At 64.8% G+C, this 26685-nt stretch carries 22 protein-coding genes and 4 tRNA genes; 20 read left to right on the top strand and 6 right to left on the bottom strand.

Annotated elements, in window-relative coordinates:
- Positions 1–13: 13 nt before the first annotated feature.
- The 3 genes from mtnN to folD form a co-directional block, all read right to left on the bottom strand.
- Positions 14–736 (bottom strand): 5'-methylthioadenosine/S-adenosylhomocysteine nucleosidase, encoded by a 723-nt coding sequence (gene mtnN / locus QC821_RS12205; protein ID WP_309721687.1) that lies wholly within the window; start codon positions 734–736, stop codon positions 14–16.
- Positions 733–1200 carry an S-ribosylhomocysteine lyase gene (locus QC821_RS12200; RefSeq protein ID WP_309721685.1) on the bottom strand — a complete coding sequence of 156 codons (468 nt, stop codon included), beginning with the start codon at positions 1198–1200 and terminating at the stop codon, positions 733–735. The genes mtnN and QC821_RS12200 overlap by 4 nt, the downstream gene beginning before the upstream one ends.
- 68 nt (positions 1201–1268) lie before the next feature.
- A complete protein-coding gene (gene folD / locus QC821_RS12195) occupies positions 1269–2132 on the bottom strand; it encodes a bifunctional methylenetetrahydrofolate dehydrogenase/methenyltetrahydrofolate cyclohydrolase FolD (protein ID WP_309721682.1) in 864 nt (287 codons plus the stop codon).
- Positions 2133–2343: 211 nt separating this feature from the next.
- On the opposite strand from folD, the gene QC821_RS12190 reads away from it, so the two are divergent.
- From QC821_RS12190 to QC821_RS12140, 11 genes are all read left to right on the top strand, one after another.
- Positions 2344–2420 (top strand) — tRNA-Pro (locus tag QC821_RS12190).
- 71 nt (positions 2421–2491) lie between these two features.
- A tRNA-Arg gene (locus QC821_RS12185) sits at positions 2492–2568 on the top strand.
- A 60-nt stretch (positions 2569–2628) separates the two neighbouring features.
- A tRNA-His gene (locus tag QC821_RS12180) sits at positions 2629–2703 on the top strand.
- Between the two features lie 57 nt (positions 2704–2760).
- Positions 2761–2835, top strand: a tRNA-His gene (locus QC821_RS12175).
- A gap of 278 nt (positions 2836–3113) precedes the next feature.
- The gene (gene tig, locus QC821_RS12170; protein WP_309721679.1) at positions 3114–4472 is read left to right on the top strand and encodes a trigger factor; all 1359 of its coding nucleotides are present in this window, start codon (positions 3114–3116) and stop codon (positions 4470–4472) included.
- A gap of 116 nt (positions 4473–4588) precedes the next feature.
- The gene (gene clpP / locus QC821_RS12165) at positions 4589–5209 is read left to right on the top strand and encodes an ATP-dependent Clp endopeptidase proteolytic subunit ClpP (protein WP_309721676.1); all 621 of its coding nucleotides are present in this window, start codon (positions 4589–4591) and stop codon (positions 5207–5209) included.
- Between the two features lie 78 nt (positions 5210–5287).
- The gene (clpX, locus tag QC821_RS12160; protein WP_163503154.1) at positions 5288–6568 is read left to right on the top strand and encodes an ATP-dependent Clp protease ATP-binding subunit ClpX; all 1281 of its coding nucleotides are present in this window, start codon (positions 5288–5290) and stop codon (positions 6566–6568) included.
- 113 nt (positions 6569–6681) lie between these two features.
- Positions 6682–9090, top strand: a complete 2409-nt coding sequence (gene lon / locus QC821_RS12155) for an endopeptidase La (RefSeq protein ID WP_309721673.1) — start codon at positions 6682–6684, stop codon at positions 9088–9090.
- A 177-nt stretch (positions 9091–9267) separates the two neighbouring features.
- Complete coding sequence (gene hupB / locus QC821_RS12150; RefSeq protein WP_095619088.1) at positions 9268–9540, top strand: nucleoid-associated protein HU-beta; 273 nt, start codon at positions 9268–9270, stop codon at positions 9538–9540.
- 185 nt (positions 9541–9725) lie between these two features.
- On the top strand, positions 9726–11540 hold the full coding sequence (locus QC821_RS12145) for a SurA N-terminal domain-containing protein (protein WP_309721666.1): 1815 nt from the start codon (positions 9726–9728) through the stop codon (positions 11538–11540).
- A gap of 247 nt (positions 11541–11787) precedes the next feature.
- Positions 11788–12825: a CobW family GTP-binding protein gene (locus QC821_RS12140; protein ID WP_309721663.1), complete on the top strand. Its 1038-nt coding sequence runs from the start codon at positions 11788–11790 to the stop codon at positions 12823–12825.
- A gap of 5 nt (positions 12826–12830) precedes the next feature.
- Here QC821_RS12140 and QC821_RS12135 read toward each other — a convergent pair whose 3' ends face one another.
- Together QC821_RS12135 and QC821_RS12130 are read right to left on the bottom strand one after the other, a co-directional pair.
- The gene (locus QC821_RS12135) at positions 12831–13583 is read right to left on the bottom strand and encodes a UDP-2,3-diacylglucosamine diphosphatase (RefSeq protein ID WP_309721660.1); all 753 of its coding nucleotides are present in this window, start codon (positions 13581–13583) and stop codon (positions 12831–12833) included.
- 72 nt (positions 13584–13655) lie between these two features.
- Positions 13656–14153, bottom strand: a complete 498-nt coding sequence (locus QC821_RS12130) for a peptidylprolyl isomerase (RefSeq protein ID WP_309721657.1) — start codon at positions 14151–14153, stop codon at positions 13656–13658.
- 164 nt (positions 14154–14317) lie between these two features.
- On the opposite strand from QC821_RS12130, the gene QC821_RS12125 reads away from it, so the two are divergent.
- The 4 genes from QC821_RS12125 (at position 14318) to QC821_RS12110 (ending at position 20407) form a co-directional block, all read left to right on the top strand.
- Positions 14318–16030 (top strand): glutamine--tRNA ligase/YqeY domain fusion protein, encoded by a 1713-nt coding sequence (locus QC821_RS12125; RefSeq protein WP_309721655.1) that lies wholly within the window; start codon positions 14318–14320, stop codon positions 16028–16030.
- Position 16031: 1 nt separating this feature from the next.
- Entirely contained in the window at positions 16032–17438 is a 1407-nt protein-coding gene (gene cysS / locus QC821_RS12120; protein ID WP_309721652.1) for a cysteine--tRNA ligase, read from the top strand.
- A gap of 273 nt (positions 17439–17711) precedes the next feature.
- Positions 17712–18998, top strand: a complete 1287-nt coding sequence (locus tag QC821_RS12115; protein WP_309721649.1) for an allantoate amidohydrolase — start codon at positions 17712–17714, stop codon at positions 18996–18998.
- Positions 18995–20407, top strand: a complete 1413-nt coding sequence (locus QC821_RS12110; RefSeq protein ID WP_309721644.1) for a YfcC family protein — start codon at positions 18995–18997, stop codon at positions 20405–20407. Before QC821_RS12115 ends, QC821_RS12110 begins: the two co-directional genes overlap by 4 nt.
- A gap of 18 nt (positions 20408–20425) precedes the next feature.
- On the opposite strand, the gene QC821_RS12105 is transcribed toward QC821_RS12110, so the two are convergent.
- Positions 20426–21412, bottom strand: coding sequence for a DUF1853 family protein (locus QC821_RS12105; RefSeq protein WP_309721641.1), 987 nt, complete (start codon positions 21410–21412; stop codon positions 20426–20428).
- A 55-nt stretch (positions 21413–21467) separates the two neighbouring features.
- On the opposite strand from QC821_RS12105, the gene osmF reads away from it, so the two are divergent.
- The 5 genes from osmF to QC821_RS12080 all read left to right on the top strand — a co-directional run bounded on the left by osmF (position 21468) and on the right by QC821_RS12080 (position 26684).
- Entirely contained in the window at positions 21468–22376 is a 909-nt protein-coding gene (gene osmF / locus QC821_RS12100) for a glycine betaine ABC transporter substrate-binding protein OsmF (protein WP_309721637.1), read from the top strand.
- 5 nt (positions 22377–22381) lie between these two features.
- A complete protein-coding gene (locus tag QC821_RS12095; RefSeq protein ID WP_309721635.1) occupies positions 22382–23581 on the top strand; it encodes an ABC transporter permease in 1200 nt (399 codons plus the stop codon).
- 22 nt (positions 23582–23603) lie between these two features.
- Positions 23604–24566: an ABC transporter ATP-binding protein gene (locus tag QC821_RS12090; RefSeq protein ID WP_309722216.1), complete on the top strand. Its 963-nt coding sequence runs from the start codon at positions 23604–23606 to the stop codon at positions 24564–24566.
- Positions 24563–25282 carry an ABC transporter permease gene (locus QC821_RS12085; RefSeq protein ID WP_309721632.1) on the top strand — a complete coding sequence of 240 codons (720 nt, stop codon included), beginning with the start codon at positions 24563–24565 and terminating at the stop codon, positions 25280–25282. The genes QC821_RS12090 and QC821_RS12085 overlap by 4 nt, the downstream gene beginning before the upstream one ends.
- 199 nt (positions 25283–25481) lie before the next feature.
- Positions 25482–26684 carry a thiamine pyrophosphate-dependent dehydrogenase E1 component subunit alpha gene (locus QC821_RS12080; RefSeq protein WP_309721630.1) on the top strand — a complete coding sequence of 401 codons (1203 nt, stop codon included), beginning with the start codon at positions 25482–25484 and terminating at the stop codon, positions 26682–26684.
- The last annotated feature ends 1 nt before the right edge of the window (position 26685 follow it).

The raw sequence follows: 26685 nt of genomic DNA, 5'->3' as shown, positions 1-26685 counted from the left end.
GCTTTCGCGGGCGTCAGGCAGGCGTGCGGCTGGGCGTGGCGAGTCTCGCGACCATGGCTGTGACCATCCGTGCCGAGTGGTCGGCGGCGGTTTCCAGGAACTGCTCGAAGCTGACGTGGTTGTCAGCGCCGCCGGCGATATCGGAGAGCGCGCGGATGACCACGAACGGGCAGCCGTAGAGATGGCAGGTTTGGGCGATGGCGGCGGCTTCCATCTCGGCGGCGAGCATGGTGGGAAACCGCGAGCGGGTCTTGGTGACCAGCTCCGGGCAGGCCATGAATACATCGCCAGTGGCGATCAGGCCTTCGACCACGCGCACCTCGCCGAGCGACTCGACGCTCTGGCGTGCCACCGTGACCAGTCGCTGGTCGGGCAGGTAGGCGGCGGGCATCTGCGGTACCTGGCCGTGCTCATAGCCGAACACCACGGCGTCGACGTCATGGTGGCGCACTTCGCTTGAGACCACCACGTCGCCGATCTCGAGCCCTTCGCCGAAACCACCGGCGGAGCCGGTGTTGATGATCGCCTCGGGCTGGTAGGTGTCGAGCAGTAGAGTGGTGCCGATGGCGGCGTTCACCTTGCCGATACCGGACTGCAGGATCACCACCTCGACGCCGTGCATGCGGCCGGTGTAGAAGGTGCAGCCAACGTGCTGACGGGTCTTGCTATCTTCGAGCAGGCTCGCCAGATAGGCGACCTCCTGGGCCATGGCGCCGATGATGCCGATACGCTTCATGCGAACACATCCGTCCACTCGTTACGCTTGGCGAGGAATTCGCGGGCGATCTGCTGGGCGCCTTCGAGGCTGTGGCTGGCTGCCCAGCCGCACTGCATCTCGTTGCAGGCCGGCACCTCTGTGGCGACCAGGATGTCTTCGAGGGTCTTGCGCAGCAGCTCGAGCACGTCGTCGTAGTCGTCGTGGTTGATCAGTGCGACGTAGAAGCCGGTCTGGCAGCCCATCGGACTGATGTCGACGACCTTGTCGCTATGGTTGCGCGACAGTTCGGCCATCAGGTGTTCGAGGGAGTGCAGGGCGGGCATCTCCATGTGCGCCTGGTTGGGCTGGCAGATGCGCATGTCGTACTTGTGAATCTGGTCGCCGTTGTCGCCGACCTTGATCCCGGCCAGGCGCACGTAAGGGGCCTTGACCTTGGTGTGGTCGAGATTGAAGCTTTCCACGTTCATCTGCTGTTCGCTCATGACGACCTCGTGATGCTGGAAATGGGGGCGTATTGCCTTGAGAAGGCGCGCATTCTACCTGACTCGGCTCAGCCTTGCATGGCGTCGTGCATGTCGGCGGCGTAGAGCGTGTTCTCGAGCAGCGAGGCGACGGTCATCGGCCCGACGCCGCCGGGCACCGGAGTGATGTGGCTGGCGCGCTCGGCGGCCGGGGTAAACTCGACGTCGCCGATCAGGCGACCGTCGTCCTCGCGGTTGATGCCAACGTCGATGACGATGGCGTCATCGCGCACCCACTCGCCCTTGACCAGCCCCGGCTTGCCGACGGCCACCACCAGCAGTTCGGCGCGGCGAACGTGCTCCTCGAGGTCGCGGGTGAAGCGGTGGCAGACGGTGGTGGTGCAGCCGGCCAGCATCAGCTCCAGCGCCATCGGCCGGCCGACGATGTTGGAAGCGCCGACCACGGTGGCATTCAGGCCGCGGACCTTCAGGCCGCTCTCTTGCAGCAGGGTCATGATGCCCTTGGGGGTGCAGGGCCGCATCAGCGGCTGACGCTGGGCCAGACGTCCGAGGTTATAGGGGTGAAAGCCGTCGACGTCCTTGTGCGGCAGGATGCGCTCGAGAATCGGTCCAGCGTCGAGATGTTCAGGCAGCGGCAGCTGCAGCAGGATGCCGTCGACGCTGGGGTCGGCGTTGAGTGCGTCGATCATCGCCTCGAGGTCGCTCTGGGTGGTGGCGGCAGGCAGCTGGTGCTGGACCGAGTGAACGCCGGCCTCTGCGCAGGCGCGATGCTTGTTGCGGACATAGACGTGGGAGGCGGGATCGTCACCGACCAGGATCACGGCAAGCCCGGGCGTGCGTGCGCCAGCCTCACGGCGCGCCGCCACCCGGCGGGCTACCTGTTGGCGTACGTGAGCGGCAATCGCCTTACCATCGATCAACTGGGCGGTCATCGAGAAATCCCCTGGGACATGGTGGTCGCCCGCGGCTGGACGCGGGCTGAAAACGTTGTGGGCGGCGATTTTCGCATGACCCGGGCCGGAGTCAAAGCGCCCATGCGCGGCAGTGATGGCGCTAAGGGCTTGACCAGAGGCGAAACATAAGTAGAATACGCCTCGCATTGTCGGGGCCTCAAAGGCGCCGGTAAGCCGAGCGAGATGTCGCCGGGGTGTAGCGCAGTCTGGTAGCGCGCCTGCTTTGGGAGCAGGATGTCGGGGGTTCGAATCCCTCCACCCCGACCATTTCAACCCTATGATTATATTGAATAAATATTGTCCTGGGGTTGTCGGTACGAGCCTGAAGGTCGTAGAATGCGCCTATAGCTCAATCGGATAGAGCAACGGCCTTCTAAGCCGTAGGTTGCAGGTTCGAGTCCTGCTGGGCGCGCCAACGAGGCGCTGTCATGGCGGGTTCGATGAGTAGCCTTGGTCGGTTGTTGGTGACGCAGTGGTGGATGTAGCTCAGTGGTAGAGCCCCGGATTGTGGCTCCGGTGGTCGTGGGTTCGATCCCCATCATCCACCCCATTCGTCAGCATGATCGTCGTTGGTTGTCAGGCATCAGCAAGTCAGTATCAGGTAGTGGTGGATGTAGCTCAGTGGTAGAGCCCCGGATTGTGGCTCCGGTGGTCGTGGGTTCGATCCCCATCATCCACCCCATTACCTCCCGCACGGTATTCTCTTTCTTCCCGTATCTTATCGCGCTGCGTCGGTTGTCGTCGGCGGTTTTCGGCGTGTGCGTCGTGATAAAACCGGCTTCGTTAGGCTGCACGCCTTGCAAATAGCCGCATCGCCCCCATTGTCGAGACATGACGCGCTTGCCAGCGGCTGGTGGGGTTCATAGAATTACCCCCTTTGCTCTCGCTGCGCAAAACAGCCATTCACGCATTCAACAGACAACGCATTCATCAGAACGCCCAGTCGGTAGAGGACTATTCATGCAAGTTTCCGTCGAAACGACCTCCCAGATCGAACGCCGTGTAAAGGTTCAGGTGCCGGCAGAAGAGGTCGATCAGGCCGTTGCGGCCCGCCTCAAGGACACCGCCAAGAACGTTCGCTTGAACGGCTTCCGCCAGGGCAAGGTGCCGATGGCCGTGGTGCGTAAGCGCTTCGGCGGGCAGGTGCGCAATGAGGTGGTCGGTGAGGTGATGCGTGAGCGTTACGTCCAGGCGATCACCCAGGAGAGCCTCAATCCCGCTGGCTACCCGCAGATCGAGCCGACCGTCAACGAGTCAGGCAAGGATCTCGAGTTCGTCGCGACGCTGGAAATCTATCCCGAGGTGGCGCTCAACGGCATCGAGGGTACCGAGGTCGAGCGCCCGGTGGTCGAGGTCAAGGACGCCGATATCGATCAGATGATCGAGACCCTGCGCAAGCAGAATGCGTCCTGGGAGAGCGTCGAGCGCGCCGCCGAAGATGGCGATCAGGTCACCATCGACTTCCAGGGCTTCCTGGGCGACGAGCCCTTCGAGGGCGGTAGCGCCGAGAACCACGACCTGGTGCTGGGCTCCAACAGCTTCATCCCCGGTTTCGAGGAGCAGCTGGTGGGGGCCAAGGCGGGCGACGAGCTCGAGCTCAAGGTCACCTTCCCCGAGGACTACCAGGCCGAGAATCTGGCCGGTCAGGAGGCGACCTTCAAGGTCAAGGTGCATAAGGTCAGCGCCCAGCAGCTTGCCGAGGTCAACGAGGAGTTCATCCGGCAGTTCGGCGTCGAGGAGGGGGATGTCGAGAAGTTCCGTGCCGAAGTGCACAAGAACATGACCCGCGAGGCCAAGCAAGCGGTGGATAACCGCGTCAAGCAGCAAGTGCTCGAGGCGCTCAAGAACGCCAACGACATTCCGGTGCCGCAGGCGCTGGTGCAGCAGGAAACCGACGCGCTCAAGCGCCAGGCCGCGCAGCAGTTTGGCCTGGGCGAGGACTTCGACGTCTCCCAGCTGCCCAACGAGCTATTCGCCGAGCAGGCCAAGAGCCGCGTTCAGGTTGGCCTGCTGCTGGCCGAGGTGATCAAGTCCGGCGAGCTCGAAGCGAGCGACGACGAGATCAAGGCCAAGGTCGAGGAACTGGCTCAGCAGTATCAGGAGCCGCAACAGGTGGTCGAGTACTACCTCGGCAACGACCAGCTCAAGACGCAGCTCAAGTCGGCGATCCTCGAAGAGAAGGCGGTCGACTCGCTGCTCGAACAAGCCACCGTCAAGGATGTCGAGATGTCCTACGAGCAGGCGCTGCAGGCTGCTCAGCAGCAGGCCGAGGCCGCTGATGATGGCGAAGACGACGAAGACGCTGAAGCCAAGGGCTGAGCCCCCGCCAAGCGTTGACAGGCCCGGCATCCGCCGGGTCTGGCGTCATGATGTAAGGTAGACGATATCCGGGCCAGTCCGGATGCTTACCACAGCAGATAAAGGACATCACACAGATGGGCAACGAGTTCGATATTCAAAACGCCGGTGGCCTGGTGCCGATGGTGGTCGAGCAGAGTGCACGCGGCGAGCGGGCCTACGACATCTACTCGCGCCTGCTCAAGGAGCGTGTGATCTTCCTGGTGGGCCCGGTGGAAGACTACATGGCCAACCTGGTGGTAGCGCAGCTGCTGTTCCTCGAATCCGAGAACCCGGACAAGGACATTCAGCTCTACATCAATTCGCCAGGTGGCTCGGTGACCGCCGGGATGTCGATCTACGACACCATGCAGTTCGTCAAGCCCGACATCTCCACGGTATGCATCGGCCAGGCGGCGAGCATGGGTGCGCTGCTGCTGGCCGGCGGTGCTGCCGGCAAGCGCTTCTGCCTGCCCAACTCGCGGATGATGATTCACCAGCCGCTGGGCGGTTACCAGGGCCAGGCCTCGGATATCGAGATCCACACCAAGGAGATCCTCAGTATCCGCCACCGGCTCAACCAGATTCTCGCCGATCATACCGGTCAGGACATCGAGACCATTGCCAGGGACACCGATCGTGATAACTTCATGACCGGCGCTCAGGCGACAGAGTATGGTCTGATCGATGCCATGCTGGATAAGCGCCCGGCATCCTGATAGCGTGATTTGCTACTGAGATTTCACGATAGGCAACTCCGGCGGCTTACCGGCCGCCGTCCGTAATGAGGTACGCGAATGGCCGACGGCAAAGGCAAGGACGACAGCGGCAAGCTGCTTTACTGCTCGTTCTGCGGCAAGAACCAGAACGAAGTCCGTAAGCTGATTGCAGGCCCGTCCGTCTATATCTGCGATGAATGCGTCGATCTGTGTAACGACATCATTCGCGAGGAAGTCCTCGAGGCCGACGCAGAGGGCGACGAAGATCGTCTGCCGGCTCCGCGCGAGATTCGTCACACCCTCGACGACTATGTGATTGGTCAGGACCGCGCCAAGATGGTGCTGTCGGTGGCGGTATACAATCACTACAAGCGGCTGCGGGCCGATGTGAAGTCCGACGATGTGGAACTGGGCAAATCGAACATCCTGCTGATCGGCCCGACCGGCAGCGGCAAGACGCTGCTCGCCGAGACCCTGGCGCGACTGCTCAATGTGCCCTTCACCATCGCCGATGCCACCACGCTGACCGAGGCGGGGTATGTCGGCGAGGATGTCGAGAACATCATTCAGAAACTGCTGCAGAAGTGCGACTACGATGTCGAGAAGGCCCAGAAGGGCATCGTCTACATCGACGAGATCGACAAGATCTCGCGCAAGTCGGACAACCCCTCGATCACCCGTGACGTATCGGGCGAGGGCGTGCAGCAGGCGCTGCTCAAGCTGATCGAGGGCACTACCGCCTCGGTGCCGCCTCAGGGGGGCCGCAAGCATCCGCAGCAGGAGTTTCTGCAGGTCGACACCGGCGACATCCTGTTTATCGTTGGCGGCGCCTTCGCCGGTCTCGACAAGGTCATTCGTGACCGCGCCGAGAAGGGCGGCATCGGCTTCAATGCCACCGTCAAGAGCAAGGATGAGAGCAAGGGCGTTGGCGATCTGCTGCTCGGCGTCGAGCCGGAGGACCTGGTCAAGTTTGGCTTGATCCCCGAGTTCGTGGGTCGCCTGCCGGTGATTGCCACCCTCACCGAGCTCAGCGAGGATGCGCTGATCCAGATCCTCACCGAACCCAAGAACTCGCTGGTCAAGCAGTACGCCAAGCTGTTCGACATGGAGGGGGTGGAGCTGGACTTCCGCGAGGACGCCCTGCGCGCCGTGGCCGGCAAGGCCATGGCCCGCAAGACCGGCGCCCGCGGGCTGCGCTCGATTCTCGAGTCGGTGCTGCTCGATACCATGTACGAGATTCCCTCGCTGGAGGGCGTCACCAAGGTGGTGATCGATGAGTCGGTGATTGCCGGCGATAGCGAGCCACTGCTGATCTACTCTCAGCAAGACGAGAGCAAGGTGGCTGGCAAGGACGGTTGAGTCCGCCGCTGAACCGTGCACGGGGCCATGCCAGTCATGGCCCCGTTCGCTTGTAAACTGCCGGCGGTGCCCCCATCACCAGACCAACCACCCGATTTTGAGGAACGTCTGCGATGCAGCAGAACGCCGAACAGACCCTGAGTCTGCCCCTTCTTCCCCTGCGCGATGTGGTCGTCTATCCGCAGATGGTGATTCCCCTGTTCGTGGGGCGCGAGAAATCCATCCAGGCCCTCGAGGCCGCCATGGAGGCCGACAAGCGCGTGCTGCTGGTCGCTCAGCGCGAGGCCGGCCAGGATGATCCCGATACCCAGGACCTGTTTGCGGTCGGCACCGTGGCCGAGATCATGCAGCTGCTCAAGCTGCCCGACGGCACCGTCAAGGTGCTGATCGAGGGCGCCTCGCGCGCCGATGTCGGCGCTATCAGCGTGGCCGAGGCCGGCTATACCCAGGCCAGCGTGACCCTGCGCGAGAGCGTGCCGCTGACCGAGCGCGAGCAGGAGTCGCTGGTACGGGTGCTGCTCAACCAGTTCGAGCAGTACGTCAAACTCTCCAAGAAGGTGCCCAACGAGGTGCTCAGCTCGCTGTCCGGCATCGAGGATCCGAGCCGGCTGGTCGACACCGTCTGCGCGCATCTGTCGCTGAAGATCGACGACAAGCAGCAGCTGCTTGAGATGGACCGGGTACGCGACCGTATCGAGCATCTGATGGCGCTGATCGAATCGGAGATCGACTTGCTGCAGGTCGAGAAGCGGATTCGCTCGCGGGTCAAGGATCAGATGGAGAAGTCGCAGCGCGAGTACTATCTCAACGAGCAGATGAAGGCCATCCAGAAGGAGATGGGCGAGCTCGAGAACGTGCCTAACGAGGCCGAGAAGTACGAGACGGCGATCGAAGAATCCGGCATGCCCAAGGAGGCTGCCGACAAGGCCAATCAGGAGCTGGGCAAGCTCAAGATGATGTCGCCGACGTCCGCCGAGGCGACCGTGGTGCGCTCCTACCTCGACTGGCTGATCTCGGTGCCGTGGAAGAAGCGTACCCGGGTCAAGCACGACCTGGCGCGCGCCGCGGCGGTACTCGACGAGGACCACTACGGCCTCGAAGAGGTCAAGGAGCGGATCCTCGAATATCTCGCCGTGCAGAAGCGCGTCAAGAAGCTCAAGGGGCCGGTGCTGTGCCTGGTTGGCCCCCCCGGGGTCGGCAAGACCTCGCTGGGGCAGTCGATCGCGCGGGCCACCAACCGTAAGTACGTGCGCCTGGCACTGGGCGGGGTGCGCGATGAGTCCGAGATTCGCGGCCACCGTCGCACCTATATCGGCTCGCTGCCGGGCAAGATGGTCCAGCGCATGAGCAAGGCGGGTGTCAAGAATCCGCTGTTCCTGCTCGACGAGGTCGACAAGATCGGCATGGATCATCGCGGCGATCCGGCCTCGGCGCTGCTCGAAGTGCTCGACCCGGAGCAGAACGACAAGTTCAGCGACCACTACCTGGAGCTCGACTACGACCTCTCCGAGACCATGTTCATCTGTACCGCCAACTCGATGAACATTCCCGGGCCACTGCTCGACCGCATGGAGATCATCCGGCTGCCGGGCTATACCGAAGACGAGAAACTGGCCATCGCCAGGCGCTACCTGGTGCCCAAGCAGCTCAAGGCGAACGGCTTCAAGGAGGGTGAGCTGGAGCTCGCCGATGACGCGCTGCTCGAGCTGATCCGCTACTACACGCGTGAGGCCGGTGTGCGTGAGCTGGAGCGCCAGATCGCCAAGGTGTGCCGCAAGGTGCTGCGCGAGCGGCTCGAAGCGGAGTCCAAGGAGGGAGCCCAGGCACCACGGGTACTGTCGGCGGTGGATGTCGAGCAGCATGCCGGCGTGCGGCGCTACAGCTACGGCCTGGCCGACCTCGAGAACCAGGTCGGTCGCGTGACTGGCCTGGCCTGGACCTCGGTTGGTGGCGAGCTGCTCAACATCGAGTCGGTAGTGACTCCCGGCAAGGGGCGTATCAACAAGACCGGCTCGCTGGGCGATGTGATGAAGGAGTCGGTGAGCGCTGCTCAGACCGTGGTGCGTGCGCGGGCCGTGGCGCTGGGCATCGACCCGGAGCGCTTCGAGAAGGAAGACCTGCATATCCACGTACCCGAGGGCGCCACGCCCAAGGATGGTCCGAGTGCGGGGATTGCAATGGTCACGGCGATGGTCTCGGCCTACACTGAACGACCGGTGCGCTGTGACCTGGCGATGACCGGCGAGGTCAATCTGCGCGGCGAAGTCATGCCGATTGGCGGGCTCAAGGAGAAATTGCTGGCTGCCCGTCGGGGTGGTATAAAGAAAGTGCTTATACCTGAAGAGAACCGTCGCGACCTCAAAGAGGTTCCGGACAACATCAAGAACGCCTTGGATATCATGCCAGTGCGTTGGATTGATGAAGTACTGGACGAGGCGTTAGTGGCAAAGCCGGACGCCAAGAGCGACGAGCCGCGCCAGGATGACAAAGGCGCGTCGCACTCAATGATCAGTACGCATTAGTGGTATTTTTTCCATCATGGCTGAAGCAGAAGCCAGTCATGATGGGGGCTGGCGCCAAGAGTTGCTTGACAGATCTTTGCGTGCATTGCTATAAATCACGCTTTGACGTGATCGTGTAAGCCGATAAAAGATAGCGCCGATTAGAAGTCAATTTCCGAAATAGTCAAGGGGTGAAGTGTGAACAAGTCCGAGCTGATCGAAGCCATCGCTGCATCTGCAGATATTCCCAAGGCGGCTGCTAGCCGTGCGCTTGACGCTATGGTCGATAGCGTGACTGACAGTCTCAAGAAGGGCGATTCCGTTTCTCTTGTGGGTTTCGGGACCTTTACCGTCAAGGAGCGCGCTGCGCGCACTGGCCGTAATCCCCAGACCGGCAAGCCGATCGAAATCAGTGCCGCCAAGGTGCCGAGCTTCAAGGCAGGTAAGGCGCTGAAGGATTCGGTCAACTAAGCAGGGCCAACGCCCCGCCGACGTGCCGTAATGCCGCCAGGCGCATCGCGAAAGCGGTGCGCCTTTTTACTGGGCGCTATTCGCCGCACCGTGAGACGACGATAGTCGCCGCATGCGGCGGGCAGGTATAATATGCGGCTACTCGATCTCCAGGGATTTCGTGCCACTCTTCAGCTGAGGCTAGCATGCTGCAAAGTATTCGGGACCGCTCCAAGAGTTGGGGCGCCAAGATCATCATCGGTGCCGTCGTGGTGACCATGGCCCTGTTCGGGGTCGACTCGCTGGTGACGCTGTTCACCGGTAGCCCCGACGATGTGGCCGAGGTCAACGGCCAGACCATTACCCGCCAGCAGGTGGAGATGAACGTGCAGCGCGCCATCCGCAGCGGCCAGGTGCCGCCGGAGCAGGAGCGGGCGCTGCGCAACCAGGTGCTGGATGAGCTGATCACCGATGCGCTGCTCGATAGCTACGCCGAGGATGGGGGGCTGTATCTCTCGGAAGGCCAGCTCGACCGGTTGATCGTTACGCTGCCGGAGTTTCAGGATCAGAATGGCCGCTTCGACGCCGACCTGTTCCGCAATCGCCTGGCCAGCGCCGGTTATTCGCCGACCAGCTTTCGCGAAGAGCTGAAGGCCGACATGCAGCGTCAGCAGCTGCAGCAGGGCCTCGCCTTCAGCGACTTTACCCTGGACAGTGAGCGTGAGCGGCTGGGTGAGCTGCAACGCCAGACCCGCACTTTCCGCTACCACCTGCTCGGCGAGGCCGATCTCGAGACGCCGCCGCAGGCCAGCGAGGAGCAGCTCGAGGCCTACTACGCCGAGAACGCCGACAGCTACCAGCGCCCCGAGCAGGTGCGCATCGAGTATGTGATCATCGATCGTGAAGAGATGGCCGCGGAGTACGACCTCGACGAGCAGCAACTGCGCGACGCCTACGCCGAGCGCGGCCGTGACGCCGAGCGGCGCGTGTCGCATATCATGGTGACCTTCAACGGCGAACGCAGCCGTGACGAGGCCGAGGCGCGTCTCGAAGAGGTCCAGGCGCGTCTGGACGCGGGGGATGAATTCGCCGAGCTTGCCGAGGAGTACTCCGACGATACCTCCACCAGCGAGGCCGGCGGCGACCTGGGCACGGTCAGCCGGGGCTTCTTCGATGACGCCTTCGAGGAGGCGGCCTTCAGTCTTGGCGAGGGCGAGACCTCGGATATTGTCGAAAGCGGCAACGGCCTGCACCTGATTCGGGTCACCGAGCTCGACATGCCCAGCTTCGAGGCGATGCGCGATGATCTGCAGCGCGATGCGGCGCTGTCCGAGGTAACCGATGACTTCAATCGTCGCGTCCAGCAGTTGATCGATGACAGCTTTGCCGCTGATGATCTGCAGAGTGTGGCGGATGATATCGGTCTCGAGCTGCATACCACCGACTGGGTGTCGCGTGATGGTGCAGAGGGCGTGTTGTCCGAGCCTGGCGTCATGGATGCCGCCTTTAGCGATGACGTGCTGGTGGAAGGCTTCAACAGCGAGGTGATCGAGCTCGACGACGACCGCCGTATGGTGCTGCGCGTTGCCGAGCACCGTGACGCCACGCTGCTTGAGCTCGATGAGGTGCGCGAGCGGGTCGAGGCCTCGGTGAGTGCCAATCTGCGCCGTGAAGCGCTGCGCGAGCTTGCAGAGGAGCAGATCGCCGCGCTACGTGACGGCGATGAGCTCGACCTCGACTGGCAGGCGGTGGAGGCCGCTGGTCGCCAGTCTGGCGCCGCTCCACGGGCAGTCATCCAAGCCGCCTTCCGTTTGCCGCAGCCCGACGGAGAGGCCCGCTACGGCCATGTGCTCGACGGCGACCAGGTGGCAATCATTGCCCTTGATGAGGTTGCCAGCGGTGAGGTGGATGCCGAGGTCGACGGTTTCGTCACCCAGATGGCCGAGCGCCTACGCGCGCAGGCGGCGATCCAGGGGCTGCTGGAGTACCTGCGTAGTACCGCGGAGATCGAGCGCCTCTAGGGAAACACTAAACAAATGCCTGCGCGAGCGAATCGCTGCGTTGCGTGGTGCTCGGAATCCTCACCTATACCCCATAGGCTCCGGTTCCTGCGCTCCGTGCGCCTTGCGCTTCATCTCGCTCGGCGATGTGTTCAGCGCTTCCCTATGCCATTCTGCAGATAGGCAAACGCGTGGCTTCGGCCACGCGTTTTTTTTGCCCGAAATATGTTATAAAGTAACGATTTACAGCCTGCGACTCGAGGTGGCCATGCAGCACAGCGATGACAACAAGCAGCCGATACCGGTGCACGTGGTGACTGGCTTCCTGGGCAGCGGCAAGAGTAGCCTGATTCGCCATCTGGTAGCGCATAAACCCGCCGATGAGCGCTGGGCCGTGGTGATCAACGAGTTCGGGCAGGTAGGTATCGACCAGGCGATGTTCGAGTCGCGCGACGATGTCGTGGTCAAGGGCCTGCCGGGGGGCTGCCTGTGCTGCCAGCTGGCCTTCGTGCTGCAGGCTGCACTGGTCAATCTGATCCGTCGCGAGCGCCCCGATCGTCTGATCATCGAGCCTTCGGGGCTGGGACATCCCGCCGGGCTGCTGGATATGCTGCGCAGCGAGGCCTTCGCCGGGGTGCTGGAGGTACATGAGATCATTGCGCTGCTCGACCCGCGTCGCCTGGATGACCGGCGCGCCCTCGAGCACGATACCTTCCGCGATCAGCTGCTGATGGCCGACGCGGTGGCGTTGACCATGGTCGACCTGAGTACCCCGGCCCAGCGCCGCGAAGCCCAGCGCTACGTGGATGCGATGTGGCCGCCCAAGCGCTGGGTGAACGAGGCCCCCCACGGGCGCTTGTCGCCGTCGCTGCTGCTTACGGCGCCGACGACCAGCAGCCCCGAGAGGGCGCCCGGCGAAGACCATCGTCAGCGGCCGGCGGCGCTGATACTGGATGAGTTCAGCTACCGCGAGCCGGCGCCCGGGCAGCCGTGCTTCGAGGCTGGCGAGGCGCTGGGGCACGCCAGCTTGGGCTGGCGCTGGCACCCGGCGGACCAGTTCTCGCTGGATGCCCTGACGCAGCTGATGGACGGGCTAGATCGACGCCTGCGCATCAAGGGGGTGTGGCATACCGAGGTTGGCTGGCGGCTGTTCAATCGCGGTGACGGCTGTACGGAGCTTACTTACAGCGCCTGGCGGCGCGATTCACGGCTGGAGGTGATCGGTGAGGCCGGCAGCCTGCCGGCCGCTGAGCGGCTTGGCGCGCAGCTGGCGGCTTGCCGGGTGGTCGAGCCGCTGACCGAGTGATGTGCTCAGCCGCCGGACAGTGGAAACTCGAGCAGATGTGGTGGGCGCTGCGCCTCGATGCACACTTCCCAGCCGCGCTGCGGCTGCCAGTCGCCGAGTACCAGGCGCCGCGCGGGCTGGCCGTCGACCTCCAGTACGTGCACGCCGGGGCGGTGGGTGTGGCCGTGGATCAGGGTCGCGACGTCGTGCTCGAGCAGTGCCTTGTCGACCTCTTCGGGCGTCACGTCCATGATGTCCTCGGCCTTGTTGGAGTTGGCCTCGCCGGACTGCTGGCGCAGGCTCTTGGCCAGTTCGAGCCGCGCCTCCAGCGGCATCGCCAGCACCTGGGCTTGCCACTGCGGGTCGCGGGCCTGAGCGCGAAAGGCCATGTAGGCCTCGTCACGGGTACACAGGCTGTCGCCGTGCATCAGCAGCACCGGCTTGCCGCCGAGCTCGACACGGTAGGGATCGGGCAGCAGGGTGGCGCCGCAGGCGTCGGCGAAGCGTGTGCCGAGCAGGAAGTCGCGATTGCCATGCATCAGGTAGAGTCGGGTGCCGCCATCACTCAGCGCCTTGAGTGCCTCGACGACCTGGGCGGCCAGCGGGTCGTGATCCGGTGTGTCGAGGATATCGTCGCCGATCCAGGCGTCGAACAGGTCGCCGAGAATGTACAGGGCATCGGCCTGGCTGGCGCGCTTTGCCAGGTAGGCGAGAAAGCCCTCGGTAACCTCGGGGGCGTCGGGATGCAGGTGCAGATCGGCGATCAACAGAGTGGTCATGGCATGGCTCCACAGGCGTCAGGCGAAATAAAACGCCCGCGGGTCGGCGGGCGTTCTAGTCTGGCTTCGGGATCAGGCGTCCTTGAGGTAGGCGCGTTGAATGACCACGTCCTCGGCAGGCACATCGGCGTGCATGCCGCGGCGGGTGGTCGGCACCTCCTTGATGCGCTCGACCACCTCCATGCCCTCGACGACTTCGCCGAACACGCAGTAGCCCCAGCCCTGGATCGACTTGCCGCTGTGGTTGAGGAAGTCGTTGTCGGCAACGTTGATGAAGAACTGTGCCGAGGCGGAGTGGGGATCCTGGGTGCGTGCCATGGCCAGGGTGCCGGTGAGGTTCTTGAGGCCGTTATCGGCTTCATTCTCGATCGGGTCACGGGTCGGCTTCTGGTTGAAGTCGGTGTCGAAGCCGCCGCCCTGAACCATGAAGCCGTCGATGACCCGATGGAACAGGGTCCCGTCGTAGTGGCCGTCGGTGACGTACTGTTCGAAATTGGCGGCAGTCTTGGGAGCCTTGTCGTGCTCGAGGCGGACAACGATGTCACCGAAATTGGTCTGCAGAACGATCATGTGAGCTTCCTGAGGGTCTGTAAGGGTGCGCCTTGGCGTAGCGCGGCTGCGTCACGCTATAATAGCCGTTTTGTATCGACACGCGAAGTCGCAAGGGCTGGGTCGTTACCCTCCTTCGACCGAGGCGGTCGCCATCGCGCCAACCAGAGGTTTGCTCTCACACCATGACCACCGATACTACCAGCGCGCCGAATTTCATTCGCAACCAGATTCGCGACGAGATCGAGGGCGGTCGTGGCGACAAGATCGTCACCCGCTTTCCTCCGGAGCCCAACGGTTTCCTGCATATCGGGCACGCCAAGTCGATCTGTCTGAATTTCGGGCTCGCCGAGCATTTCGGTGGTGACTGTCATCTGCGCTTCGACGACACCAACCCGGCCAAGGAAGAGCAGGCCTACATCGACGCCATCAAGGCCGACGTCGAGTGGCTGGGCTTTCAGTGGGCGGGTGAGGTGCGCTTCGCCTCGGACTACTTCGACCAACTCTACGCCTGGGCACAGCATCTGATCCGCGAGGGCAAGGCGTATGTCGACGATCTCTCGCCGGATGAGATCCGCGAGTACCGCGGCACGCTCACCGAGCCCGGCAAGCCGAGCCCGTATCGCGAGCGTTCCGCCGATGAGAACCTCGACCTGCTGGAGCGCATGCGCGCCGGCGAATTCGATGAAGGGGCCAAGGTACTGCGCGCCAAGATCGACATGGCCGCGCCCAATATCAATCTGCGCGACCCGATCCTCTATCGCATTCGCCATGCCCACCACCACCAGACCGGCGACAAGTGGAAGATCTACCCCTCCTATGACTTTACCCACGGTCAATCGGATGCGCTGGAGGGTGTGACCCACTCGATCTGCACCCTGGAATTCGAGGACCATCGTCCGCTCTACGAGTGGTTCCTGGCCAACCTGCCGGTGCCCTGTGTGCCGCGCCAGATCGAGTTCGCACGGCTCAATCTCAACTACACTCTGACCTCCAAGCGCAAGCTCAAGCTGCTGGTGGATGAGAACATCGTCGACGGCTGGGACGACCCGCGCATGCCAACCATCTCCGGCATGCGCCGGCGCGGCTATACCCCCGGCTCGATCCGCAAGTTCTGCGAGATGATCGGCGTGACCCGCGCCGATGGCGGCCTGGTGGATATCGCCATGCTGACCCATGCGATCCGCTCTGACCTCGAGGACAATGCCCCGCGCGCCATGTGCGTGCTCAAGCCGCTCAAGGTGGTGTTGACCAACGTGGCGGAGGATTTCGAAGAGGTCTATGACGTGCCCGGTCATCCAGCCCGCGACGATCTCGGCGTGCGCAAGATCCCGCTGACCCGTGAGCTGTATATCGACCACGACGACTTCATGGAGGAGCCGCCCAAGAAGTTCTTCCGCCTGGCGCCGGGCAAGGAAGTGCGCCTGCGCAACAGCTATGTGATTCGCTGCGACGACGTGGTCAAGGACGCCGCCGGCGAGATCGAGGCGCTGCACTGCTCGGTGGACGTCGACACCCTGGGCAAGAACCCCGAGGGGCGCAAGGTCAAGGGCGTGATCCACTGGGTCAGCGCCGAACACGGCGTACCCATGGAGGTGCGCCTCTATGACAACCTGTTCCAGGTCGAGCAGCCGGACAAGGACAAGGACGCCGACTTCCTCGAGCACCTCAACCCCGAGTCACTGCAGGTGTGTCAGGCGATCGGCGAGCCGAGCCTTGCCGAGGTCGCGCCGGAGAGCCGTTTCCAGTTCGAGCGGGTCGGCTACTTCTGCGCTGATCGTCATGCCTGTGCCGACGGCAAGCGGGTATTCAACCGCACGGTAGGCTTGAAGGACACGTGGGCCAAGGTTCAGAAGCAAGAGGCCCAGAAGCAAGAGCCAGGTCACAAGAAGGGCTGATATGCAGATTTACAACACGCTGACGCGGCGCAAGGAACGCTTTACCCCCATCGAGCCGGGCCGAGTGCGCATGTACGTATGCGGCATGACCGTCTACGACTACTGCCACCTGGGGCATGCCCGGGTGATGGTGGCCTTCGATGTGATCACCCGCTACCTGCGTGACCGTGGACTTGAGGTGACCTATGTGCGCAACATCACCGATATCGACGACAAGATCCTCAAGCGTGCCGACGAGAACGGCGAGAGCATCGGCGCGCTCACCGAGCGCATGATTGCGGCCATGCATGAGGACGAGGCGCGGCTCTTCGTGCTGCGTCCGGACGCCGAGCCCCGCGCCACCGGCCATATCGACGAGATCGTCGCCATGATCGAGACGCTGATCGACAAGGGCTACGCCTACGCGGCGGACAACGGCGACGTCTACTACCGGGTGCGCAAGTTCGAGGGCTACGGCAAGCTCAACAACCGCGACCTGGACGAGATGCGCTCCGGCGCGCGGGTCGAGGTCGAGGCGCACAAGGAGGACCCCCTCGACTTCGTGCTGTGGAAGGCGGCCAAGCCGGGCGAGGCGAGCTGGCCGTCGCCGTGGGGCGAGGGGCGTCCCGGCTGGCACATCGAGTGCTCGGCGATGTCGACCTGCTGCCTGGGCGAGACCTTCGACATTCACGGCGGCGGGCCGGATCTGACCTTCCCCCACCATGAGAACGAGATCGCCCAGTCGGAGGCGGCCACCGGCAAGCCCTACGTCAACACCTGGATGCATGCCGGGGCGGTGCGCGTGGACCAGGAGAAGATGTCCAAGTCGCTCGGCAACTTCTTCACCATTCGCGAGGTGCTCGAGCACCACGACCCGGAAGTGGTGCGCTACCTGCTGGTGGCTAGCCACTACCGCAGCCCGATCAACTACGCGCCCGACTCGCTGGCCGAGGCGCGCAAGTCGCTGGAGCGGTTCTATACCGCCCTCGATGGCTTGGATCTGGAGGGCGTCAACGAGGCCGACAGCGAGGTGCTGGTCGAGGCGCAGCGCGCCTTCAACGCCGCGATGGATGACGACTTCAATACCCCGGTGGCGCTGGCCGCGCTGTTCGACCTGGTGCGTGAACTGAACCGCGCGCGCAAGGAGACCCCAGCGGCGGCCCCCGGCTTGGCGGTGGGGCTCAAGCGGCTGGCCGGCGTGCTCGGCCTGCTGCAGCAGGATCCGGCGCGCTTTCTGCAGGGCGGCGATACCGCCTTGCCGCTGCCCGCCGACGATATCGAGGCGCGCATCGCAGCGCGTGCCGCCGCCAAGCAGTCCAAGGACTTCGCCACCGCCGATCGCATTCGTGATGAGCTGGCAGACCTGGGGATCGAACTCAAGGATTCCCGTGAGGGCACCACCTGGGTACTGGCCAGCGCCGACGATTGAGCGCAATGGTCTGCCGTATCTCGATGCTGGCGTGATCGCCATCTGACGCCCGGCTCACCGCAAGGTGGATCGGGCGTCTTGTTTTACATAGGTGAGCAGTATATTGCTCACCTCAAGGCTGTATCGCCTTTTCTGTGCAATATATCGCTCATATAGTCTGTCGGGGGTTGTCGTCTCAGGGCGCGGTTTGACAGTCTCTGGATCTATTCACTAGCCTATTTATCATGATAAATAGGCTGGCGGCGTGTCGTCAGCATCAACCAGGACGACATCATGACGCTCACTTACGAGCAGGCCGGCGCGCTGGCCTGGCAGTGGCTGGAGCAGATCGCCCGGGTCAGCGAGACCGATGACCCGAACCGCAATGGCGTGACCCGGCTGTGTGCGACTCGCGAGCATCGCCAGGCACTGGACATGCTGGGTGGCTGGATGCGTGATGCCGGGATGACGCTGCGCAGCGACAATGGCGCCAACCTGATCGGCCGCTATGCCAGTGCCAACCCCGAGGCACGCACGCTGCTCCTCGGCTCCCACCAGGACACCGTGCCCCACGGCGGCAAGTACGACGGCATCATGGGCGTGCTGCTGCCCCTGGCGCTGGTCCACTACCTGGAGCATCACGCCGTTGCGCTGCCGTTCCACCTCGACGTGGTGGCCTTCAGCGACGAGGAGGGCACCCGCTTCAGCTCGACACTGCTCGGCTCCAAGGTGCTCGCCGGGACCTTTGAACCGTCCATGCTCGACGCCCAGGACGACCAGGGCGTGACCCTGCGCCAGGCGCTGATCGACTTTGGCTGCGATCCCGAGCGCATCGCCGACGACCGCTATGCGCCTGGCGAGGTGCTGGGGTTCGTCGAGGTGCATATCGAGCAGGGCCCGCAGCTCGAGGCCGAGGGCCTGCCGATTGGTGTGGTCAGCGCGATCACCGGCATCGAGCGCCATAAGCTCAGCATCCATGGCCTGGCCGGCCACGCCGGCACGGTGCCGATGCATCTGCGCCAGGACGCGCTGGTAGGGGCCGCCCGGGTGATCGGCCTGGTCGATGAGCTGTGCAAGGCGACCGATGCGCTGGTTGGCGTAGTCGGCAAGATCGACAATTCGCCCAACGGCGTCAACGTGATCCCGCAGCGTACCGATCTCACCATCGAGCTGCGCTCCCCCGACGATGCCACGCGGCTGGCCGCCCGCGAGACGCTGCTGACGCGTATCGATGCGGCGCTCGCCGAGCTCGACTTGCGCCTCGAGCAGCGGCTGATCTATGAGCAGGCCGCGGTGCAGTGTGCCCCGGCGCTGGTGAGTCGACTCGAGGCCGCGGTCGCGGCGAGTGGCGTGACGCCGCGCACCCTGTTTAGCGGCGCCGGCCACGACGGCCTGGCGATGCAGGCGCTGTGCGACATCGGCATGCTGTTCCTGCGCTGCGAGCGGGGCATCAGCCACCATCCCGACGAAGCCATCGAGCCCAATGACCTCGGCGTAGCGGTGGAGGTGCTGGCGCGCTTGGTGACCGCCCTGGCCGAGGACAACCACCGATCGCCCGGCGATCAGGGAGCCCCCGCATGAATCAGCCAAGCCCTCGTCACGACAGCGCCGCTGACGCTAGCCAACCCGCCTGGTACCAGCGCATCCCGGACCCCATGGTGCTGATCTTCATGATCCTGGTGGCGGCCTACCTGATGACCTTCGTGGTGCCCGCCGGGGAGTTCGAGCGCGAGACCGTCGACGGCCAGACCACGGTGGTGCCGGGGTCCTTCGAGTATCTACCGGACGTGGCGGCGCTGCACGTCTTCGATATCTTCGTGGCGATTCCCGAAGGGCTGATCCAGGCCTCGCAGTTCCTGTTCATCGTGTTCATTGCCGGTGGTCTCTTCCACGTACTGCAGCGCACCGGGGCACTGGAGAATGCCATCGGCGTCGCGGTGCACCGGGCCGGCGTCGAGGAGAAGCCCGAGAACAAGAACCTGATTATTGTGGCAGGCACCTTTATCTACGGCTTCTTCGGTGTCGCAGTGGGCTTCGAGAACAATATCGCCCTGGTCCCGATCGGCGTGCTGATCGCCAGCGCCATCGGCTGTAGCCGCCTGGTGGGCGTGACCATGGCGGTCGGCGGGATCGGCGTGGGCTTCGCGCTGTCGCCGATCAATCCCTATACCGTTGGGGTGGCCCAGGGGATCGGTGAGCTGCCCACCTTTTCAGGCTGGTGGCTGCGAACCGCCATGGTGCTGCTGTGTCTGGCGACCCTGGCACTGTTCATCTGCCGCTACGTGACTCGCGTCGAGTTCGTCGACGAGCAGCCTGCGGAACTCGACAAGCGGCTCAGCGACTATCGCCTCACGGGCCGCAACTGGCTGACACTGGCGATCTTCGTCGGCGGTCTGGTGGCGATGCTGATCGGCGTGTTCACCCGTGACTGGTACATCAACGAAATCGCCGCCATCTTCCTGATTCTGGCGATCATCATCGGGTTCATTAACGGCCTGAGCGCCAATGGCCTGGTCAGGCAGCTGATGGAAGGCGCTTCGGCGGTGACGCCGGGGGCGCTGGTGATCGGCCTGGCCGCATCGATCCAGGTTATCCTCGACGATGCCCAGGTCATCGACACCATCGTAAATTCGCTGAGTACACTGGTCAGCGGCATGCCGATCGCCCTGGCAGCGGTGGTCTCGAGCGTCATCCAGGGCGTGATCAACCTGTTCGTGCCGGGGGGCTCGGGCCAGGCGCTGGTGACCATGCCGATCCTGATTCCGCTCGCCGACCTGATCGGTATGAGCCGCCAGCTGATGATTACCTCCTTTCAGGTCGGTGACGGCCTGACCAACCTTATCGTGCCAACCTCCGGCGGCACCCTGGCGATGCTGGCACTGGGCAAGGTCTCCTATGCCCAGTGGCTGCGCGTGATCACGCCGGTGCTGCTGTTGATCTACGCGATGTGCTGGCTGGCGCTGGTGGTGGGACACTACGTCGGCTACTGATGCGCCTGTATGACGAGTTCAAGGCGGCAGCGGGATACGCCGCGGCCAGTCGTCGCTGACGATAAACAGCCGCTGCCAACCAGTGGCGCCGTGCAGCATCACCGGCAGCGGCGCTGGGCGCGCCGCGAAGTGCGCGCGGATATGGGCATCCAGCTCGGCCAGCGGCAGCAGCTGCGATGCGCTCGGCGGGGCCAGCCAGTGCGGCTTGCTGAGCCAGGCGCCGCTGGTGTCGGCGTCGAGCCCGTGGCGCAACTCGGCCCACTGAGATTCATGCAGCCAGTGCCCGCGCAGGTGGTCGGCGGTGGCCTCGCGGGGGGCGACCAGGGCGCAGCCATCGCCTGCCGGAAGAGATGCCAGCGGGTAGAACAGCGCACCGGGAATCGCCAGGCGCTGTTCGATGCCGTTGAGCAGGGCGTCCTCGACCAGCGCCGCTGAGCCAAGCAGTTGGCCGAGGGTGTCGGTATCGCTGACCCGATCGAGCAGCGGCAGCTGGTGGTCGTGCAGATGCTGTCGCTTGACCGCCAGGCTGTCGACGCAGCCGGGGCCGATCCAGCGCGACTGGCTGTCGGCGCCGCCGGGGCCCTCCACCAGGCCCAGGTAGAACTTGATCGCCACCTCGAGATGTACCAGGCGCCCGTCGCAGCGACGCTGGTAGATCAGGTCGAGCTCGCCCAGGGTGCGCTTGTCGCGCTCGATGCGGCAGTTATGGGCAATCAGTCGCGTGCCCGGTGCGCTGTCGAGCAGATGCTGCCAGAGCCGCTCGTGGTAGTGGCCGAGGCGACCGTTGGCGCTGTCGGCGACGCGCCCTTCCAGCAGCAGCGGGTCGTGCTGCTGGGCGTCGAGGTACTCGGTGAGGGCAGTGCCGATGAGGCCCAGCTCTTCGCCAGTGGGTCGCCCCGGCCACGCCATCGCCAGCAGGTCAGGGGCGGTGATCAGCCAGGCCAGGTCGCGAACCAGCGGGTGGCGGTAGCGTGCGATGAGGCGTTGATCGTCCGTCTGGCACATGCGACTGGCTTCCTTGATACTGATCCCACACCCATTTGACACCGGAGCGGTTGCGATGAACAGGACGTTGACGTGGATGAGTGCCGTGCTGGCCGGCGGCTTGCTGAGCCTGAGTAGCGCCCAGGCCGACGATCCCGTGGTGGTGTCGTCGAAGATCGATACCGAAGGCGCCGTGCTCGGTCAGTTGATCCTGCTCAGTCTGGAGCGGGCCGGTATCGACGTCGAGGATCGTACCCAGCTGGGTGGCACCAGCATCGTGCGCGAGGCGATCATCGCCGGCGAGATCGATATCTACCCGGAATACACCGGCAACGGTGCCTTCTTCTTCGACATGGCCGACAGCGACCTGTGGCGCGATGCCGAGGCGGCACATGCCGAAGTCGCCGCGCTGGACCTCGAGCGCAACGGCCTGGTGTGGCTGACGCCCGCCAACGCCAACAATACCTGGGCGATGAGCGTGCGCGGCGATGTGGCCCGCGAGCACGGCCTCGAGACCCTCGAAGACCTGGCCGACTACCTGGCCGATGGCGGCGAGTTCATCTTTGCCGCCAGCGCCGAGTTCGTTGAGTCCGAGGCGGCGCTGCCTGCGTTTCAGGACGCCTACGGCTTCGAGCTGAGCTCCGACCAACTGGTGGTGCTGTCGGGGGGCAACACCGCCGCCACCCTGCGTGCTGCCGCGCTACAGACCAACGGCGTCAATGCCGCCATGGCCTACGGCACCGACGGCGGGCTCAATGCACTGGATATCAAGGTGCTCGAGGATACCCTGGCGGTGCAGCCGGTCTACCAGCCGGCGCCGCTGATCCGCGAGGACGTGCTCGAGGCGTATCCGGAGATCGAGTCGCTGCTGACGCCGGTCTTCGAGGCCCTGGACCTGGAGACCCTGCAGCGCCTCAACGGCGACGTGGCGGTCGAAGGCGCCGACCCGCGACAGGTCGCCAGCGAGTTTCTCGACGGGATCTGAGCGACGTGAGTGATGTTACCGGGGCGCCGCCCGCCGCGGCGCCCAATCCGGTGCTGCTGGTGCTCACTGCACTGGCTGCGGCGGTCATGCTCGGCCTGCCGCTGGTCAGCGTCCAGCCCAACCGCATCATGCCCGGAGAGGGCCTGACGCTATGGGCCCTGGGAGGGCCGCTGGCGCTGGCTGGCGTGCTGATCCTGCTAGCCGCCCTGGCCTGGCTGGGGTGGCGGCCCACGCGGCGTGCATTGGCGACGGCCCTGGCGCTGGTTGGCCTGTGCCTGGCGCTGCTGCCGTGGGGCCTGGTGGCGGTTGCGGCCGAGCAGATCGACCCCGACATGGCGTCGGCCAGGATCGGCCTCGGTGCTGGCCTGTGGGCGCTACTTTTCGTGCTGCTGCTGGCGCTGCTGGAGCTGCTCAACCGCCTGACGCTGGCGCCGCTGCCGCGCTGGGGGCTGACGCTGGTGCTGGCCTTGTCGCTGTTCGCCGCCTTGGCCAGCGGCGGGCTCGACAGCCTGGCGCTGATGCGTGAGTACCACGGCCGCAGTGCCGCCTTTCATGCCGCGCTGCGCTATCACCTGCTGCTGGTGGCGGCGGTGGTCGGCATCAGCCTGCTGCTGGCGGCCGCGCTGGCGCTGGCCATGCGGCGCTGGGCGGGGCTGCGCCGAGGGACCTTCAGTGTGCTCAGCGTACTGCAGACGATTCCCAGCCTGGCGCTGTTCGGGCTGCTGCTGGCGCCGCTGGCCTATCTCGCCGCGCGTTTTACCTGGCTGGGTGACCTGGGGATCCGCGGCATCGGCTGGGCGCCGGCGTTTATCGCCCTGGTCGCCTACAGCCTGCTGCCGATGACCCGCAACGCCTTCGTGGCCCTCGATGAGGTGGCCGCCGACGTCACCGATGCCGCCCGCGGCATGGGCATGAGCCCCGCGCAGGTGTTCTGGCAGGTGAGGTTGCCGCTGGCGCTGCCGGTGATGCTGGAGGGGATTCGCATCACCGCGGTGCAGGCCATCGGCCTTGCTGCCGTGGCGGCGCTGATCGGCGCCGGCGGGCTGGGCACCTTCATCTTCCAGGGGCTGGGGCAGGCGGCGATGGACCTGGTGCTGCTGGGGGCCTTGCCGATCATTCTTATCGCACTGCTGGTGGATGGCGCGTTCAGCGCCCTGGCCGAGCAGCTGCGCCGCGCTCAGGGAAGGGGAGACGCCCATGGCTGAACGAGATACCAGTGCGCCGACCATGATCGAGCTCGATGCAGTCACCAAGCGCTTTGGCGATGCCACGGCGGTGGACGCCATCTCGCTTGCCATTCCCCGCGGCGAACTGTGCGTGCTGGTGGGAACGTCCGGCTGCGGCAAGTCGACCACCCTGCGCATGATCAACCGCCTGATCGAACATACTGCCGGGCAGATTCGCATCGACGGCCAGCAGATCCGCGACTTCGACGAGCAGCGTCTGCGGCGGCGGATCGGCTACGCCATCCAGAGTACCGGGCTGTTTCCCCACTGGACGGTGGCGCGCAATATCGGCCTGGTACCACGCCTGCTGCGCTGGCCAACGTCGCGCATCGCCGCGCGCGTCAGCGAACTGCTGGCGCTGCTTGGCCTCGACGAGGGCGAGTTCGCCGGCAAGTACCCTCACCAGCTCTCCGGCGGCCAGGCGCAGCGGGTCGGCGTGGCGCGAGCCCTGGCCGCGGATCCTGAGGTGCTGCTGATGGACGAGCCGTTCGGGGCGCTCGACCCGATCACCCGCGAAAGCCTGCAGGACGAGCTTCTGCGGCTGCAGGCGCGGCTGCACAAGACCATCGTCTTCGTCACCCACGACATGGACGAGGCGCTCAAGCTGGCTGACCGTATCGTGGTCATGGACGCCGGCCGCATCGTCCAGCAGGGCAGCGCCGCCGAACTGCTGCGGGCGCCGGCCAACGCCTTCGTCGAATCGCTGCTGGGCGGGCGCGATCGTGGCCTCAAGCACGCCGCGCTGACCCGGGTGGCGGAGCGCATGCGCCCGTTCAGCGACGCCCAGCGAGGCGCCCAGGCGGGGGAGACGCTGAGCGTTGCCGCCGACGACAGCCTGCGCCAGGCGCTGTCGCTGATGCTGTGGCACGGCGTCGACAGCCTGCTGGTCAGCGACCCTGACGGCCAGGTGATCGGCAGCCTCTCGCTGCAGGATGCTGTGATCCAGCGGGACGCCAGCCCATGAGCGTGGTGCATCGCTTGAGGGTGCCGCTGGCCTGGGCGCTGCTGCTGGTGACCCTGATGCTGCTGATGCCGCAGCTGGAGGCGCTGTTTCGGCTGATCGCTCCGGACACGCGTGCGGTGATCTACCAGCGTGACAGCTTCGCCAGCCTGGTCGCCAACCACCTGCTGCTGGTCGGAGTGGCCTCGCTGTGCGCCATCGTAGTGGGCATGGGCGCGGCGATCCTGGTTACCCGCCAATGGGGGCGTGATTTCCTGCCCCTGGTCAGCCAGCTGGCCTCGATCGGCCAGACCTTTCCGCCGGTGGCGGTGCTGGCGCTGGCGGTGCCGGTACTCGGCTTCGGCAGCCAGCCGACCATCGTTGCTCTGATCCTCTACGGTCTGCTGCCGATCGTGCGCAATACCCTGGTCGGGATTCAAGGCATTGCCCCGGGGGTGATGGAGTCGGCGCGCGGCATGGGCATGTCGGGGCGCCAGATCCTGTGGCAGGTGGAACTGCCGCTGGCGCGACCGGTGATTCTGGCCGGCATTCGCACCTCGGTGACCATCAATATCGCCACCGCAGCGATCGGCTCGACCATCGGCGCGCGGACCCTGGGCGACCCGATCATCGCCGGCATCGTCAACGGCAACACGGCGTTCATCCTGCAAGGCGCGCTCCTTATCGCACTGCTGGCACTGTGCGTGGATAGCCTGTTCGAGCGGCTGCAGGCGCGCTGAGCCGCGAGTGAGAACGGCGTGAAGTGATTTCGCGGCAGCGCAAGGTGACGTTAACGTAAACTGGTGGTAGCGTTGGTCCATACATGGGTGAGATGGCGCCGAGCAGCTACCTTGAGATCAGGGGCATAGATCGCACCGCCCAACGGCCGCGCCCACAAGGCGACGCGTCTCCTCCGACCATTACCCCAGGGAGAGGATCATGAATCGCGACACTTCTACCGCGCACGTCCCGCACTTCATGACCGGCGACGAATGGCAGATTCCGACCTTTGCGCTGCTGCGCCAGGACGGCACGCTGCATGACGGCGCTGCGGCGCCGGAACTGAGCCACGACAAGGCGTTGCGCATCTACCATGCGATGCGTTTCACGCGGGTGCTCGACGAACGCATGCTGGCCGCCCAGCGCCAGGGGCGGCTGAGTTTCTACCTGCAGTGCACCGGGGAGGAGGCCACCGTGGTCGGTGCCACGGCGGCGCTGCAGGATGACGACATGATCATGGCCCAGTACCGCGAGCAGGGCGCGCTGGCCTATCGCGGTTTCTCCATCGACGAGTTCATGAACCAGCTGTTCGGCAATGCCCTGGACTACGGCAAGGGCCGCCAGATGCCGATCCACTACGGCTCCGCCGAGCACCACTACATGACCATCTCCTCGCCGCTGGCGACCCAGATTCCCCAGGCAGTGGGCTACGCCTATGGCCAGAAGCTGGATGGTGAAGGGCGCTGTACCATCACCTTCTTCGGCGAAGGGGCTGCCTCCGAGGGGGATTTCCATGCCGCCCTCAATATGGCGTCGGTGCATCAGGTGCCGGTGATCTTTCTGTGTCGCAACAACGGCTACGCCATCTCCACCCCGACCTGCGAGCAGTTCGCCGCCGACGGCATTGCCCCGCGAGCCTTTGGCTACCGCATGCACGTGATACGCGTCGACGGCAACGACCTGCTGGCGGTCTACCAGGCCACGCTGGAGGCGCGGCGGCTCGCCGTCGAAGACAACAAGCCGGTGCTGATCGAAGCCATGACCTACCGCCTGGCGGCGCACTCATCGTCGGACGATCCCTCCGGCTATCGCAGCCAGAAGGAGGAGGCGGCGTGGCGTGAGAAGGACCCGCTGGCGCGTATGCGCCACTGGCTCGAGCGCCAGGGCTGGTGGGACGACGACGAGGAGCGCCGGCTCGAGGAGCAGCTGCGTGACGAGGTACTGGCCGCCATGAAGCGCGCCGAGCGCCAGCCACCACCGCCGCTGGCCAGCCTGGTCAGCGACGTCTACGACGAAGTGCCAGCGGCCCTGGTCGAGCAACTGGCAGCGCTGGAGGCGCATGTGCGCCGCTATCCCGAAGAGTATCCGCGCGGCGCGGCCGGGCTCGACGGCGTCGCTGAGCCAGCGACGGGAGGGCAGTAAC

Origin of the sequence: Franzmannia qiaohouensis, assembly GCF_031451695.1 — a bacterium.
GTDB classification, from domain to species: Bacteria; Pseudomonadota; Gammaproteobacteria; order Pseudomonadales; family Halomonadaceae; genus Franzmannia; species Franzmannia qiaohouensis.
Note: the sequence above shows the minus strand (reverse complement) of the source record. Positions and strands in the feature narration are given on the sequence as shown.

Excerpts from the sequence above, each read along its gene's own strand:
- mtnN (WP_309721687.1), bottom strand. The coding sequence starts at position 736 with ATGAAGCGTATCGGCATCATCGGCGCCATGGCCCAGGAGGTCGCCTAT.
- QC821_RS12200 (WP_309721685.1), bottom strand. The coding sequence starts at position 1,200 with ATGAGCGAACAGCAGATGAACGTGGAAAGCTTCAATCTCGACCACACC.
- folD (WP_309721682.1), bottom strand. The coding sequence starts at position 2,132 with ATGACCGCCCAGTTGATCGATGGTAAGGCGATTGCCGCTCACGTACGC.
- tig (WP_309721679.1), top strand. The coding sequence starts at position 3,114 with ATGCAAGTTTCCGTCGAAACGACCTCCCAGATCGAACGCCGTGTAAAG.
- clpP (WP_309721676.1), top strand. The coding sequence starts at position 4,589 with ATGGGCAACGAGTTCGATATTCAAAACGCCGGTGGCCTGGTGCCGATG.
- clpX (WP_163503154.1), top strand. The coding sequence starts at position 5,288 with ATGGCCGACGGCAAAGGCAAGGACGACAGCGGCAAGCTGCTTTACTGC.
- lon (WP_309721673.1), top strand. The coding sequence starts at position 6,682 with ATGCAGCAGAACGCCGAACAGACCCTGAGTCTGCCCCTTCTTCCCCTG.
- QC821_RS12145 (WP_309721666.1), top strand. The coding sequence starts at position 9,726 with ATGCTGCAAAGTATTCGGGACCGCTCCAAGAGTTGGGGCGCCAAGATC.
- QC821_RS12140 (WP_309721663.1), top strand. The coding sequence starts at position 11,788 with ATGCAGCACAGCGATGACAACAAGCAGCCGATACCGGTGCACGTGGTG.
- QC821_RS12135 (WP_309721660.1), bottom strand. The coding sequence starts at position 13,583 with ATGACCACTCTGTTGATCGCCGATCTGCACCTGCATCCCGACGCCCCC.
- QC821_RS12130 (WP_309721657.1), bottom strand. The coding sequence starts at position 14,153 with ATGATCGTTCTGCAGACCAATTTCGGTGACATCGTTGTCCGCCTCGAG.
- QC821_RS12125 (WP_309721655.1), top strand. The coding sequence starts at position 14,318 with ATGACCACCGATACTACCAGCGCGCCGAATTTCATTCGCAACCAGATT.
- cysS (WP_309721652.1), top strand. The coding sequence starts at position 16,032 with ATGCAGATTTACAACACGCTGACGCGGCGCAAGGAACGCTTTACCCCC.
- QC821_RS12115 (WP_309721649.1), top strand. The coding sequence starts at position 17,712 with ATGACGCTCACTTACGAGCAGGCCGGCGCGCTGGCCTGGCAGTGGCTG.
- QC821_RS12110 (WP_309721644.1), top strand. The coding sequence starts at position 18,995 with ATGAATCAGCCAAGCCCTCGTCACGACAGCGCCGCTGACGCTAGCCAA.
- QC821_RS12105 (WP_309721641.1), bottom strand. The coding sequence starts at position 21,412 with ATGTGCCAGACGGACGATCAACGCCTCATCGCACGCTACCGCCACCCG.
- osmF (WP_309721637.1), top strand. The coding sequence starts at position 21,468 with ATGAACAGGACGTTGACGTGGATGAGTGCCGTGCTGGCCGGCGGCTTG.
- QC821_RS12090 (WP_309722216.1), top strand. The coding sequence starts at position 23,604 with ATGATCGAGCTCGATGCAGTCACCAAGCGCTTTGGCGATGCCACGGCG.
- QC821_RS12085 (WP_309721632.1), top strand. The coding sequence starts at position 24,563 with ATGAGCGTGGTGCATCGCTTGAGGGTGCCGCTGGCCTGGGCGCTGCTG.
- QC821_RS12080 (WP_309721630.1), top strand. The coding sequence starts at position 25,482 with ATGAATCGCGACACTTCTACCGCGCACGTCCCGCACTTCATGACCGGC.